Below are 13,349 nucleotides of genomic sequence, written 5' to 3'. Positions count from 1 at the left end.
GCCATGAGAAGCATCGGTATCGGCGTCATTGGGGCGGGCGTGATGGGCGCGGAACATGCGCGCATCATCGCCCGCGAGGTCTCCGGCGCGCATCTTGCCGCCGTCGCCGACGCGGACCCGGCAAGGGCCGAGGCGGCGGCGCATGGCGGCCGGGCGATGACGGACCCCGAGGCGCTCATCGCCGATCCTTCGGTCGAGGCCGTGCTGATCGCCTCGCCGGATGCCACGCACCAGCGGCTCGTGCTGGCGGCGATTGCCGCCGGCAAGCCGGTGCTCTGTGAAAAGCCGCTCGCCGCCAGCACGCAGGAGTGCCTGGAGATCGTCGCGGCCGAGGCGCGCGCCGGCCGCCCGCTGGTGCAGACCGGCTTCATGCGCCGCTTCGATCCCGCCTATCGCGAGATGAAAGCGGCCATCGACGGCGGCGCGCTCGGGGGCGTGCGCATCCTCCATTGCCAGCATCGCAATCTCGCCGCGCCCGCCTGGTTCACCGGCGCGATGGCCGTCACCAATTCGCTGGTGCACGAGATCGACGTCTGCCGCTGGCTGCTGTCGACGGAATACAGCGCCGTCACCGTCATCCCGTCTCCCGAGGGCGATCCCGCGCTCTTCGTCTTCGAGACGGAGGCCGGCAGCATCGTCTCGGTCGAGGTCTTCATGAACGCCGCCTATGGCTACCACGTCCATGCGGAAGCCGTCTGCGCGAAGGGCACGGTCGGCATGGCGCATCCCGCACCGATCCGCGCCCGCCGCGACGGCGCGGAGGAGGGAGCCTTCCCGGAAAACTGGATCCCCCGCTTCCGCGACGCCTACCGCATCCAGGACCAGGCCTGGGTCGACGGCATCGGTGCCGGCACGCCGCCCGCGGACGGCTCGACCGCCTGGGACGGTCTCGTTGCCACCTGCCTTGCCGACCAGATCGTCGCCGCGATGGAAACGCGCCGGCGCACCCCGCTCACGCTGCCCGAAAAGCCGCGCTGAAAGGGCCGGCCGGCGCATGGTGCGTTGCGGATTGCTCTTGACTTGCAATAATAATTGCTATTCTTCTGATCATGGAAATATGAGTGCGGATGCGGCCTTGGGGCCGCGACCCGCATGGAGGAGATGACATGTACGGCTCATACGGTTTGTTCATTGACGGCGCCTGGTCGGGGCCGGCAGAGGGGGCTTCCACCGAAATCACCGATCCCGGCAACGGCGCGGTGCTGGGCACGGTGCCCGCCGCGAGCGTCGAGGATACGGAGCGCGCGATTTCCGTTGCGGACCGCGCCTTCCGGAGCTGGAAGGCGACGCCCGCCTGGACACGCGCCGACCTCCTGCACAAGGCCGCCGATGTCATGGCTGCCCGGGCGGCGGAAGCGGCCCGCCAGATCACGCTGGAGACCGGCAAGCCGCTCGCCCAGTCAGGCCGCGAATGGGGCCTCGCCGTCGACCAGTTCCGCTGGTATGCCGAGGAAGCCCGCCGCATCTATGGCCGTGTCGTCGAGAGCCGCGCGCCGGGCGGCCGGCTGGAGGTCTCGCACGAGCCGGTCGGCGTCGTTGCCGCCTTCACGGCCTGGAACTTTCCTGCCGCGCTGATCGCGCGCAAGGTCGCGCCGGCGCTCGCCGCCGGCTGCTCGGTTATCGTGCGGCCTTCCGTCGAGGTGCCGGGCGTGGCGATGATCCTGTTCGACTGCCTGCGCGAGGCGGGCCTTCCGGCCGGCGTCGCCAATCTCCTCACCGGCCCGACCGCCAATACCTACAAGCCGATCATGGCCTCGCCCCTGGTGCGCAAGGTCTCGCTGACCGGCTCCACCCGCGTCGGCCAGCAGATGATCCGCGACAGCGCCGAGACGGTGAAGCGCGTCAGCATGGAGCTCGGCGGCAATGCGCCGATGATCGTCTTCGACGATGCCGATCTCGACAGGGCGCTCGATCTCGCCGTGCCGACGAAATACGCCAATGCCGGCCAGGTCTGCGTCACGCCGGACCGCTTCTACGTGCACGAGGCGCTGCACGACCGTTTCGCCGAGGGCTTTGCCGCCCGCGCCCGGGCGCTGAAGCTCGGCCATGGCCTCGACGAGGCGACGCAGATGGGCCCGCTCATCAACGAGCGCCGCATCGCCGCCATCGAGGAAATCGTCGCCGATGCGCGCGACCGGGGTGGAAAGATCCTTGCCGGGGGTCGCCGCCCGGCGGAGATGAATGCCGGCTTCTACTTCGAGCCGACCGTCATCACCGGCCTTCCCGACGATGCCAAGGCCATCGCCGAGGAGAATTTCGGCCCCATCGCCGCGATAACGCCCTTCTCGAAGGTGGACGAGGTCTTCGAGCGCGCCAATGCCTCGGAAATGGGCCTGTCGGCCTATGTCTTCACCCGCGATGCGGGCCGCGCCCGCGAGGCGGCGGCGCGGCTGGAGGCCGGCATGGTCGGCGTGAACAGTTTTGCGCTGGCGGCGGCCGAGGCGCCCTTCGGCGGCATCAAGGCGAGCGGCATGGGCCGCGAGGGCGGCACCGAGGGCATTCTCGACTATTCCAACGTCAAGCTCGCGCAGATGACGGTCTGAGGGAGGCATCCATGATCAGGAACGGTGTCAAGCAGCGCTGGGCGGAAGGCAGGCCGGTGCTCAACGGCTGGCTCTCCATCGCCAATTCCTTCAGCGCGGAGATCATGGCCGCGCAGGGCTACGACAGCGTCACCATCGATATGCAGCACGGCATCGTCGGCTATGACGGTGCGGTGCCGATGCTGCAAGCGATGCGGGCGAGCGGCGTCACGCCGCTGGTGCGCGTGCCCTGGCTCGATCCCGCCGACATCATGAAGGCGCTGGATGCCGGGGCCTACGGCGTCATCTGCCCGATGATCAACACCCGCGCCGAGGCCGAGCGGCTGGTCTCCTATGTGCGCTATCCGCCCGCCGGCGTGCGCAGCTTCGGCCCGAGCCGGGCACTCTTTTCCGCCGGCCCCGGCTATGCGGCGGAAGCCGACGACGAGATCATCTGCCTCGCCATGATCGAGACGGCGCAGGCCTATGAGAACCTTGAGGATATCCTCGCGACCCCAGGCCTCGACGGCGTCTATATCGGCCCCGCCGACCTGACGCTCGGGTTGCAGGGCAAGAAATATGCGCCGGGCTTCGACCGCCGCGAGCCCGAGATGATCGAGGCGATCAAGACCATCCTCCACGCCGCCCACAAGGCGGGCAAGCGCGCCGCGCTGCACAACGGCACGCCCGACTATGCCGCCGAGGCGGTGAGCTGGGGCTTCGATTTCGTGACCGTTTCCAACGACGTGCGCCTGCTTGCCGGCGCGGCCGAATCCAGCGTTCGAAAGTTCCGCGAGCTGACGCAGGAAGTCGTTCCGGCAAACAAGATCGACACGGGAGGATACTGAATGCCGAGGGTTCTCGTTGCGGGCAAGATCCACGCCGACGGCCTCGCCGTCCTTCATGCCGCGCCCGAGGTGACGGTGGATTATGTCGAGGAGGTCTCGGCGGCGAGCTACGAGCCGTTCCTGCCGGCCGCCGATGCGCTGCTCATCCGCACCCAGCCGCTGCCGGCCGCCTTCGTCGAGAAGGCGCCCCGGCTCGGCATCGTCTCCCGCCATGGCGTCGGCTACGATTCCGTCGATGTCGCGGCGCTGAATGCCCGGGGCATTCCGCTCGCCGTCGTCGGCGACGTCAATTCGCGCGCCGTCGCCGAGCATGCCGTCATGCTGATGCTGGCGGCCGCGCGGCGCACCGTGCTCTTCGACCGCAAGATGCGCGCCGGCGACTGGAACTACCGCAACAGCCTCGACGCGGACGAACTCGACGGGAGCACGCTCCTCATCGTCGGCTTCGGGCGCATCGGCCGGCGGTTGGCGCAGATCGCGGCGGCGCTCGGCATGGCGGTCATCGCCTATGACAGGTTCCAGGACGCCGCCGAGATCGCGGCGGCAGGCGTCACCCCGGTCGGCGACCTCATGGACGGGCTGAAGCGCGCCGACGTCGTCTCGCTGCACGTGCCGAAATCCGGCGCCGAGCCGCTGATCGGCGCGGCGGAGCTTGCCGCCATGAAGCGCTCGGCCGTCCTCGTCAACACGGCGCGCGGCGGGCTGATCGACGAGGCGGCGCTGCTTGCCGCGCTGAACGAGGGCCGTCTTGCCGCCGCCGGCCTCGACGTGTTCGATGCCGAGCCGCCGGCCGCGGGCGACCCGATGCTCGCCTGCGAGCGCGTCGTGCTCTCGCCGCACAATGCGGGCCTGACGGAAGCCTGCGCGCGCCGCATGGCGATTTCGGCGGCGACGAACATCGTCGACTATTTCAAGGGCACGCTCGATCCGGCGCTGGTCGTCAACCGCTCCGAGATCGCCGCGCAGCGCCTTTCGGCCGTCGGGGCCTGACCATGGCGCTCCTGACCTTTCGCCAGATCGAGAAATCCTACGGCGTCGTGCCGGTGCTCAAGGGCATCGAGCTTGCCGTCGAGCCGGGCGAGGTGCTCGCCCTCGTCGGGGAGAACGGCGCGGGCAAGTCGACGCTCATGCGCATCGCCGCCGGCCTTGCCGCCCCTTCGGCCGGCACCATGCTGCTCGACGGCGCGCCCGCGCCTACGACGCTGCATGAGGCCGAGCGCGCCGGCATCGTCATGGTGCACCAGGAATTCTGCCTCGCCCCGCACCTGACGGTGGCGGAGAACGTCTTCCTCGGCCGCGAGCTGACGCGCGGCCTCTTTACCGACCGCAAGGCGATGGAGGTGAAGGCGCGTGCGCTTCTCGCCGAACTCGGCTCGGCCGCTCCCGTGCGGGCACGGCTTCGCGACCTGCCGGTCTCCGACTGGCAGATGATCGAGCTTGCGAAAGCCTTCGCCCGCCAGCCGAAGCTCATCCTGATGGACGAGCCGACCGCCGTCCTCTCCGCCACCGAGGCCGGCAATCTCTTTACCCGCATCCGCGCCTTCCGTAAGAGCGGCGGCTCGGTGATCTTCACCTCGCACCGCCTCGACGAGGTCAAGGCCATTGCCGACCGCGTCGCGGTGCTGCGCGACGGCCAGATCGTGCGGGTGGAGAAGACGAGCGCCATTTCCGAGAACGAGATGGCCGAGGCCATGGTCGGCCGTCCGCTGGCGGAGATCTATCCGCCCCGCCGCGGCGCTGCGCCGCACAAGGCGTTCCTCAGCGTTGCCGGCCTGTCCGCGCCGGGCGCCGTCGAGGATGCCTCGCTCGATATCCGCGAGGGCGAGGTGCTCGGCATTTCCGGCCTCGTCGGCTCGGGCCGCACGGAACTCTTCGAGGCGCTGCTCGGCCTTCGCCCGGCGAAATGCCGCTCCTTCGTGCTGCGCGGCAGGGAACGCCGGCTGCCGGCGGCGCGCGAGGCCTGGGCGCTGAAGCTCGCCTATCTGACGGAAGACCGCAAGGGCAAGGGCCTGCTGCTGGCCAAGCCGCTCGACCAGAACGTCGCGCTGACGAGAGGCGCCATCGCCGGGGCCGCATGGATCGACCGGCGGGCCGAGCGGCGCGATCTGGAGGCGGCGGTCGGGCGCTACGACATCCGCGCCGGCCGGCTGGACGTGACGGCGGGGGCGCTCAGCGGCGGCAACCAGCAGAAGGTGCTGATCGCCAAGACGCTCGGTGTCGAGCCGGACCTCGTCGTCTTCGACGAACCGACGCGCGGCGTCGACATCGGCGCCAAGCAGCAGATCTACGAGATCATCGCGGGGCTCGCCGCCGAGGGCAAGGCCATCGTCGTCATCTCCTCGGAGATGCAGGAGATCGTCGGCCTTTCCGACCGGGTGCTCGTCATGCGCCGCGGGCGCATTGCCGGCGAGCTTTCGGGCGAGGCCATCACCGAGAACGACATCATCCGATTTGCCATGGGCCTTGAAGAGGCAAGTCCACAGGAGGAGGCAAGCCATTGACTGACATGACCGCAACGACCGCGGGCGTCGCCGCTGCGTCGCCCGGGCGCTCCCTCGTGCGCCTTCTGGAGGCCGCCGGCCCGCTTCTCGCCCTCATCCTCTTGATGATCGTCGGCTCGCTGATGAGCGACAGCTTCCTCGGCGCGGAGAACCTTTCCAACGTCTTCACCCGCAGCGCCATCATCGGCATCATCGCGGTCGGGGCGACCTTCGTCATCACGGCGGGCGGGCTCGACCTTTCCGTCGGCTCGCTCTCGGCGCTCGTCGCGGGCATGACGATCATGTTCATGAACGCGGCCGCCGCCACGCTCGGCGACGGCTGGCTGCTCGTTGCCGCCGGCATCGCCTTCTCGCTCGCCATCGGCGCCTTCGCGGGCTTCATCAACGGTTTCATGATCGTCAAGGGCCGGGTGGAGGCCTTCATCGTCACGCTCGGCGCCATGGGCATCTTCCGCTCGGTCATCACATGGCTTGCGGACGGCGGCTCGATCTCGCTCGACTTCTCGCTGCGCGATGCAGCCCGGCCGATCTATTACGGCCAGGTCCTCGGCATCGCCGTGCCGATCATCGTGCTCGCGGTCATCGCCGTCATCGGCGAACTGACGCTGCGGCGCATGCGCTTCGGCCGGCATGTCGCGGCCATCGGCTCGAACCGGCACGTCGCCTTCTATTCGGCGATCCCCGTCAGCCGCGTGCGCATTCTCACCTATGTCATCCAGGGCCTCTGCGTATCCGTCGCCACGGTCATCTACGTGCCGCGGCTCGGCGCGGCCACGCCCTCGACGGGCCTCATGTGGGAGCTGGAGGCGATCGCCGCGGTCATCATCGGCGGCACGGCGCTTTCCGGCGGCTTCGGGCGCATCTGGGGCACCATCGTCGGCGTGCTGATCCTCGGCTTCATCAGCAACATCCTCAACCTCACGGGCTTCATCAGCCCCTATCTCAACGGCGCATTCCAGGGCGCGATCATCATCATCGCCGTCCTCCTGCAGCGCGACCGCGCGCAGGGCTGACGCCACGACCTTTTTCACTTCAACAGGGAGACGAGTGAATGTTCAACAGACTGAAAACCTTCATCGCCGCGGGTGCGGTCGCCGTCGCGGGCCTTGCCTCGCCGGCGCTTGCCGCCGACGCCGTTATCGGCATCTCCATTCCGGCCGCCACGCACGGCTGGACGGGCGGCCTCAACTACCACACCAAGCGCACCATCGACCGGATGAAGGAAGCCTTCCCGAACATCGATTTCGTGCTGGCGACATCGTCGAGCGCCACCCAGCAGGTCAACGACATCGAGGACCTGATGGCGCGCAACATCAACGCGCTCGTCGTGCTGCCCTTCGAATCCGACCCGCTGACCGAGCCGGTCAAGGCCGCCAAGGCCAAGGGCGTCTTCATCGCCACCGTCGACCGCGGCCTTGCGGAAGAGGGCATCGAGGACCTCTATGTCGGCGGCGACAACCCGCAATACGGCAAGGCGGCGGCCGAATACTTCAAGAAGAAGTTCCCCGACGGCGGCAAGATCGTCGTGATGCGCGGCATCCCGACGGCCATCGACAATATCCGCATCGAGGCCTTCAACGAGGCGCTGAAGGGCACCAAGATCGAGGTGCTCGACATGCAATACGCCAACTGGAACCCGGACAAGGGTTTTGAAGTCATGCAGGATTATCTCCAGCGCTTCCCGCAGATCGACGGCGTCTGGGCCGGCGACGACGACGCGGCGCTCGGCGCCATCGAGGCGATCAAGCAGGCCGACCGCAAGAATGTCGCCGTGCTCGGCGGCTCGGGCATGAACAAGGTCATCAAGCTGGTGCAGGACGGTCACGACATGGTCGATGCCGACATCTTCTACCCGCCGACGCTGATCATTCCGGCCATCGAGCTCGTTACGATGAAATATGCGACGCAGGCCCCGATCAACGGCCGCTACGTGCTCGGCAGCCCGCTGATCACCAAGGACAACGCCGCGGAATATTACTTCCCCGACGCGCCTTACTGACCGGGGTGGGGCGCTGCCCCTCATCCGGCCTGCCGGCCACCTTCTCCCCGCAAGCGGGGAGAAGGAGATGTGCCGGACCGTTTTCCCCATCAACGACCGTTGGTGGGGCAAGTCCCCTCTCCCCGCTTGCGGGGAGAGGGTTAGGGTGAGGGGCAACCGCGCATGAACGGCCGCCCTCTTCGAGCCGGTAGGCCGAAGCGCGCCCGCACCGTCCGCAGACCGAACGTTGCAGACTTTGCTTTTATGCAATACTGCACATGAAACCGGCGCCGGAGCCTTCCGGCCGGCAAGAGGATATTCGGGAGTAGGCGCATGCCGAGGGTAAAGCAGTCCGACCAGCCGCCGCCGAAGACGGCGAATTACGAGACCTTCGTCAACCTCGTCACGCAAGCCTATCCGAACCTTTCCGACCGCTTCCAGCAGGTCGCCCGCTTCGTCACGCAGAATCCGAACATCGTCGCCATGCAGTCGATCAATGCGATTGCCGAACAGTGCGGCGCCCATCCCTCCATCCTCGTGCGCTTCGCGCAGCATTTCGGCTTTTCCGGCTTCAAGCAGCTCCAGTCGGTGTTCCAGAGCCGGCTCTCGACGGCGGCGCCCGGCTATCGCGAGCGCATCAGCGCGCTCGACGTCGACCTCGAGAAGACCAAGCGCAAGGGCAATCTCGGTTTCCTGCACGATCTCGTGGTGCGCGACATCGCGACCCTGCAGGAGCTTCTCAACACCACGACGGAAGAGAACCTGACGCGGACGGCCCGCACGCTGAAGAACGCCGACACGATCTTCATCGCCGGCCAGCTCCGCTCCGAGCCCATCGCCAAGTTCCTGCGCTACGTGCTCTCCATGCTGCAATGCCGCGTCATCCTGCTCGATCCGGCCGGCGGGCTCGCCTCCGAGATGGCGAAGGTCATGGGCAAGAAGGACGTGCTCGTCGCCATCGCCTTCCGGCACTATGCGAAGGAGGTGGTGACCATCGCCGATGTCGCGGCGGAGAACGGCACGCCCATCGTGGCGATCACCGACAGCCAGCTCTCGCCGCTCGCCAAGAATGCCACGGTGCTCTTCACCATTCCCGAGGACGAATATTCCTTCTCGCGCTCGCTCGCCGCGCCCATGTGCCTGACGCAGGCCATCGCCGTCGCGCTCGCCGCGCTGCTGCAGGAGGACAAGAAGGGCTCGCCCGAGATCCCGACGGTCACGGGCAAGCAGCGGCGCAAGGGCTGAGGGGTCGCCTCAGCCCGTGATCTCCGCGACGTTGACGAAGCGCCCCTCGGCGCGCGAGCGGATGGCGGCCTCGGCGAGAACCAGCGCCTTCTCGCCGTCGTCGAAGGTGACGTCCGGCGTGCGGCTCTCCGCGACGCAGCGCAGGAAGGATTGCAGGCCGAGCTCGAAGGCCTCGACATAGCGCTCGATGAAGAAGTCGAGATAGGGTTCGCCCGCACCGGTCGCGGATGCATTGAAGCGCTCGACCTGGTGGGCGCGGCGGTTGCCGGAGATCAGCATGCCCTTCGAGCCGAACAGCTCGACGCGCTGGTCGTAGCCATAGGCGGCCGCGCGGGAATTGTTGATGTGGCAGAGCCTGCCGCTCGCCGTGCGCATGACGATCATCGTGGAATCGACGTCGTTCAGTTCCGCGAGTGTCGGATCGACCAGCGCGCTGCCGGTGGCGAAGACCTCGACCGGCTCCTCGCCCAGCATGAAGCGGGCAAGGTCGAAGTCGTGGATCGTCATGTCGCGGAAGATGCCGCCGGAGACCTTGAGATAGCCGCGCGGAGCAAGGCCGGGATCGCGCGAGGTGATGATGACCTGCTGGAGGTCGCCGATCTCGCCCGCCCGGGCGGCATCGCGGGCGGCGCGGTGGCCGGGATCGAAGCGGCGGTTGAAGCCGATCTGCACGGGGCGCGTAAAGCCGGCGAGCGCCTTGCGGCAGGCAACGACACGGGCGAGCGAGAGGTCGATGGGCTTTTCGCAGAACATCGCCTTGCCGGCCCTGGCGGAGGCCTCGATGAGGTCGGCATGGGTCGGCGTCGAGGTGGCGATCAACACGGCGTCGGCAAGCGCGATGGCTTCCTCCGCGCTCGCGGCGACGGTGCAGCCGTGGCGGCGGCCCGTCTCCTCGGCGGCGGCGGTCACGGGGTCGTAGACCGCGGCCAGTTCCGCGCCCTCGGCGCGCACGATGGTTGCCGCATGCATCTTGCCGATGCGTCCGCAGCCGAGCAGTGCAATCCTCGTCATCGGTTCTCCTCCATTTGCAAAATTCGTTGCGTTTTTGATATTCTCTCAATATTAATTCTGCAAGCCCGTTTTCGGGCAGAGGAGACGAGGGAGGCGATCATGGCAGGAAATTCGGACAAGGCGGCGTTTCCGCAGGCGGAGCGGCGCTTGCGGCTGGGTGTCGTCGGCGGCGGGCAGGGCAGTTTCATCGGCAAGGTGCATGCGCGGGGCGCGCGGCTTTCCAACCGCTGGGACGTGGTGGCGGGGGCGCTGTCGTCGCGCCCGCAGGTCGCGAAGGAATCGGGCCGCGAATGGCTGTTCGACGAGGACCGCGCCTATACCGACTACTGCGTGATGGCCGAGCGCGAGGCGGCGCGACCGGACGGCATCGACGCCGTCGCCATCGCCACGCCGAACAATTCGCACCACGCCATCGCCGTCGCCTTCATGGAAAAGGGCATCGACGTCATCAGCGACAAGCCGCTGACGACGACGCTTGACGACGCGCTCGACCTCGTGCGCCGGCAGAAGGAGACAGGCCTCGTCTTCGCCGTCACTTATGCCTATGCCTCCTCCGCCATGGTGCGGCAGGCGCGGCAGATGATCCGCGAGGGCGCGCTCGGGACGCTCAAGCAGGTTCATGTCGAATATTTCCAGGAATGGGCGCTGACGCCGTCGAAGGACGGCGGGGCGGGCGCGCAATGGCGCGTCGATCCCGCCATCGTCGGCCCCACCTTCACGACGGGCGATATCGGCACCCATTGCCATCATCTCGGCGCCTTCGTCTGCGGCCGGCCGGTGACGTCGGTGCGGGCGGAGTTCCACACGCTCGGCCCGGAAAAGCCGCTGGAGGACACCGCCTTCATGCATGTGCGCTACGAGGGCGACATTCCCGGCACCATCATGATCTCGCAGGTCGCGCCCGGCGCCCATTGCGGCCTGCGCATCCGCGCCTTCGGCGACAAGGCGAGTCTCGAATGGAACCAGGAGGAGCCGGAAGTGCTGCATTTTCGCCGCTTCGGCGAGCCGGCCCGCCTGCTGACGCGCGGCGCGGGCGCGGGCATCGGCATCCATGCCGCCCGCTTCGTGCACATGCCGCGCGGCCATCCCGAGGCGCTGAGCGACGCCTGGGGCAACCTCTACGAGGAATTCGCCATCGCCGTCGAGGCGCGCCGGCTCGGCCGGACGCTGCCCGATGGGCTGCTGGACTATCCGACGGTGACGGACGGCGCGCTCGGCGTTAAGTTCATCGAGGCCGCGCTGGCGTCCAGCCAATCCGGCGACTGGACGGATTGCCGGCTCCCGGCGTGAATTGCAACAAGTATTGCAAAATAAATTCGTATGAAATAAAAGTTTCTCGATAGGAGCCGGCGCCGGAAGGCCGGCTCAGGGAGGTTTACCATGTCCACCATCCGCCTGACCATGGCGCAAGCCCTGGTGCGTTATCTCTGCAACCAGTTCACCGAGATCGACGGCAAGCGCGAGCCGCTGTTTCCCGGCGTCTTCGCCATTTTCGGCCACGGCAACGTTACCTGCCTTTCCGAGGCGCTGGAAGCGGTGAAGGATACGCTGCCGACCTGGCGCGGCCAGAACGAGCAGTCCATGGCGCTCGCCGCCATCGGCTTCGCCAAGGCGACGCGCCGCCGCCAGATCATGGTGGCGACCAGCTCCATCGGCCCCGGCGCGCTGAACATGGTGACGGCGGCGGGCGTGGCGCACACCAATCGCCTGCCCGTGCTGCTTCTGGCCGGCGACAGCTTCGTCAACCGCCGGCCCGACCCGGTCATGCAGCAGGTCGAGCATTTCGGCAATCCGACGATCACCGTCAACGACGCCTTCAAGGCCGTGACGCGCTACTGGGACCGCATCACCCATCCCGAGCAGATCATCGCCTCGCTGCCGCAGGCGCTCGCCGTCATGCTGGACCCGGCCGATTGCGGCCCGGCCTTCATCGGCCTGCCGCAGGACGTGCAGGAGATCGCCTGGGACTATCCGGAAAGCTTCTTTGCGCCGACCGTCCACAAGGCCCCGCGCCCGCGGCCGGATCGCGACAGCCTCGCCGAGGCCGTTCGCGTGCTGAAAGCCGCCAAGCGTCCGCTGATCATCTCCGGCGGCGGCGTGCGCTATTCCGGCGCCGAGGCGGCGCTCGCGGCCTTCGCGGAAGAGCACGGCATCCCGCTCTGCGAGACCATTGCCGGCAAGGGCACCGTCACCCATGACCATCCGGCCCATGTCGGCCCCATCGGCATCGTCGGCTCGACCTCGGCCAATGCGCTGGCCGGCGAGGCCGATGTCGTGCTGGCCGTCGGCACGCGCCTCATGGACTTCACCACCGGCTCGTGGACGGCGTTTTCGCCGGATGCCCGCTTCGTCTCGATCAATGCGGCGCGCTGGGATGCGAACAAGCACCGCGCCGTCGCCGTCGTCGGCGATGCGCTGGAGACGGTGAGCGAACTCGAAGCCGCCATCGGCGACTACAGGGCGGATACCGGCTGGACGGAAAAGGGCCGGCAGGAATTCGCCAAGTGGAACGCGGCGCTCGACGGCTACCAGAAGCCGACCAACGCGCCGGTGCCGACCTATGCCCAGGTCGTCGGCATCGTCAATTCCAGGGCGAAGGAGCGCGATCTCCTCATCACCGCTGCCGGCGGCCTGCCGGGCGAGGTGATGAAGAACTGGCGCGTCAAGGCGCCCAACACTTTCGACTGCGAGTTCGGCTTCTCCTGCATGGGCTACGAGATCGCCGCCGGCTGGGGTGCGGCCATGGCCGACCCGACCCGCACGCCCATCGTCATGATCGGCGACGGCACCTACATGATGATGAATTCGGACATCTACTCGACCGTGCTTTCCGGCCACAAGATGATCCTCATCGTCTGCGACAATGGGGGCTATGCCGTCATCAACCGCCTGCAGAACGCCAAGGGCACGCCGGGCTTCAACAACCTGATCAAGGATTGCCGCGTCAAGGAGCCCTTCGCCGTCGACTTCGCCAAGCATGCCGAGGCGATGGGCGCGCTGACGCGCCATGTCGAGAGCCTTGCCGATCTCGGCGATGCGGTCGAATGGGCGCAGACCACGGATCGCACCACGGTCATCACCATCGTTTCCGACGCCTTCACCTGGACGCCGGGCGATGCCTGGTGGGATGTCGGCGTGCCGCAGGTGAGCGCAAGGTCCGAAGTCAACGCCGCCGCCGCCGACCAGCAGGCCGGCCGCAGGAAGCAGCGCGTCGGCGTCTGACGCCGACACGGCCGCCGGCGCA

11 protein-coding genes are annotated in these 13,349 nt (G+C 67.8%); 10 read left to right on the top strand and 1 reads right to left on the bottom strand.

All coding sequences use genetic code 11. The features are described 5' to 3' along the window. Positions 1-3 precede the first annotated feature (3 nt). From ShzoTeo12_RS25525 to ShzoTeo12_RS25490, 8 genes are all read left to right on the top strand, one after another. A complete protein-coding gene (locus tag ShzoTeo12_RS25525) occupies positions 4-978 on the top strand; it encodes a Gfo/Idh/MocA family oxidoreductase (RefSeq protein ID WP_318913015.1) in 975 nt (324 codons plus the stop codon). 128 nt (positions 979-1,106) lie between these two features. Then, a complete protein-coding gene (locus tag ShzoTeo12_RS25520; RefSeq protein WP_318913013.1) occupies positions 1,107-2,543 on the top strand; it encodes an NAD-dependent succinate-semialdehyde dehydrogenase in 1,437 nt (478 codons plus the stop codon). 11 nt (positions 2,544-2,554) lie between these two features. Continuing rightward, complete coding sequence (locus ShzoTeo12_RS25515) at positions 2,555-3,370, top strand: HpcH/HpaI aldolase family protein (RefSeq protein WP_318913012.1); 816 nt, start codon at positions 2,555-2,557, stop codon at positions 3,368-3,370. Continuing rightward, the gene (locus ShzoTeo12_RS25510; RefSeq protein WP_318913011.1) at positions 3,371-4,360 is read left to right on the top strand and encodes a hydroxyacid dehydrogenase; all 990 of its coding nucleotides are present in this window, start codon (positions 3,371-3,373) and stop codon (positions 4,358-4,360) included. 2 nt (positions 4,361-4,362) lie between these two features. Then, on the top strand, positions 4,363-5,871 hold the full coding sequence (locus ShzoTeo12_RS25505) for a sugar ABC transporter ATP-binding protein (protein ID WP_318913010.1): 1,509 nt from the start codon (positions 4,363-4,365) through the stop codon (positions 5,869-5,871). A 5-nt stretch (positions 5,872-5,876) separates the two neighbouring features. Next, positions 5,877-6,884: an ABC transporter permease gene (locus ShzoTeo12_RS25500; protein ID WP_318914371.1), complete on the top strand. Its 1,008-nt coding sequence runs from the start codon at positions 5,877-5,879 to the stop codon at positions 6,882-6,884. 38 nt (positions 6,885-6,922) lie between these two features. Beyond that, the gene (locus tag ShzoTeo12_RS25495; protein WP_318913009.1) at positions 6,923-7,870 is read left to right on the top strand and encodes a substrate-binding domain-containing protein; all 948 of its coding nucleotides are present in this window, start codon (positions 6,923-6,925) and stop codon (positions 7,868-7,870) included. Between the two features lie 312 nt (positions 7,871-8,182). Then, positions 8,183-9,094 (top strand): MurR/RpiR family transcriptional regulator, encoded by a 912-nt coding sequence (locus ShzoTeo12_RS25490; protein WP_119255241.1) that lies wholly within the window; start codon positions 8,183-8,185, stop codon positions 9,092-9,094. A gap of 9 nt (positions 9,095-9,103) precedes the next feature. On the opposite strand, the gene iolG is transcribed toward ShzoTeo12_RS25490, so the two are convergent. Beyond that, positions 9,104-10,105: an inositol 2-dehydrogenase gene (gene iolG, locus ShzoTeo12_RS25485; protein ID WP_318913008.1), complete on the bottom strand. Its 1,002-nt coding sequence runs from the start codon at positions 10,103-10,105 to the stop codon at positions 9,104-9,106. Positions 10,106-10,204: 99 nt separating this feature from the next. On the opposite strand from iolG, the gene ShzoTeo12_RS25480 reads away from it, so the two are divergent. Together ShzoTeo12_RS25480 and iolD are read left to right on the top strand one after the other, a co-directional pair. Beyond that, positions 10,205-11,395, top strand: coding sequence for a Gfo/Idh/MocA family oxidoreductase (locus ShzoTeo12_RS25480; RefSeq protein WP_318913007.1), 1,191 nt, complete (start codon positions 10,205-10,207; stop codon positions 11,393-11,395). A gap of 90 nt (positions 11,396-11,485) precedes the next feature. Further along, positions 11,486-13,327 carry a 3D-(3,5/4)-trihydroxycyclohexane-1,2-dione acylhydrolase (decyclizing) gene (gene iolD / locus ShzoTeo12_RS25475; protein ID WP_318913006.1) on the top strand — a complete coding sequence of 614 codons (1,842 nt, stop codon included), beginning with the start codon at positions 11,486-11,488 and terminating at the stop codon, positions 13,325-13,327. Positions 13,328-13,349 lie beyond the last annotated feature (22 nt).

The organism is Shinella zoogloeoides, from assembly GCF_033705735.1.
GTDB classification, from domain to species: Bacteria; Pseudomonadota; Alphaproteobacteria; order Rhizobiales; family Rhizobiaceae; genus Shinella; species Shinella zoogloeoides_A.
Note: the sequence above shows the minus strand (reverse complement) of the source record. Positions and strands in the feature narration are given on the sequence as shown.

What these genes read in the sequence shown, in the direction of transcription:
- ShzoTeo12_RS25525 (WP_318913015.1), top strand. Translation starts at nt 4, where the DNA reads ATGAGAAGCATCGGTATCGGCGTCATTGGGGCGGGCGTGATGGGCGCG.
- ShzoTeo12_RS25520 (WP_318913013.1), top strand. Translation starts at nt 1,107, where the DNA reads ATGTACGGCTCATACGGTTTGTTCATTGACGGCGCCTGGTCGGGGCCG.
- ShzoTeo12_RS25515 (WP_318913012.1), top strand. Translation starts at nt 2,555, where the DNA reads ATGATCAGGAACGGTGTCAAGCAGCGCTGGGCGGAAGGCAGGCCGGTG.
- ShzoTeo12_RS25510 (WP_318913011.1), top strand. Translation starts at nt 3,371, where the DNA reads ATGCCGAGGGTTCTCGTTGCGGGCAAGATCCACGCCGACGGCCTCGCC.
- ShzoTeo12_RS25505 (WP_318913010.1), top strand. Translation starts at nt 4,363, where the DNA reads ATGGCGCTCCTGACCTTTCGCCAGATCGAGAAATCCTACGGCGTCGTG.
- ShzoTeo12_RS25500 (WP_318914371.1), top strand. Translation starts at nt 5,877, where the DNA reads ATGACCGCAACGACCGCGGGCGTCGCCGCTGCGTCGCCCGGGCGCTCC.
- ShzoTeo12_RS25495 (WP_318913009.1), top strand. Translation starts at nt 6,923, where the DNA reads ATGTTCAACAGACTGAAAACCTTCATCGCCGCGGGTGCGGTCGCCGTC.
- ShzoTeo12_RS25490 (WP_119255241.1), top strand. Translation starts at nt 8,183, where the DNA reads ATGCCGAGGGTAAAGCAGTCCGACCAGCCGCCGCCGAAGACGGCGAAT.
- iolG (WP_318913008.1), bottom strand. Translation starts at nt 10,105, where the DNA reads ATGACGAGGATTGCACTGCTCGGCTGCGGACGCATCGGCAAGATGCAT.
- ShzoTeo12_RS25480 (WP_318913007.1), top strand. Translation starts at nt 10,205, where the DNA reads ATGGCAGGAAATTCGGACAAGGCGGCGTTTCCGCAGGCGGAGCGGCGC.
- iolD (WP_318913006.1), top strand. Translation starts at nt 11,486, where the DNA reads ATGTCCACCATCCGCCTGACCATGGCGCAAGCCCTGGTGCGTTATCTC.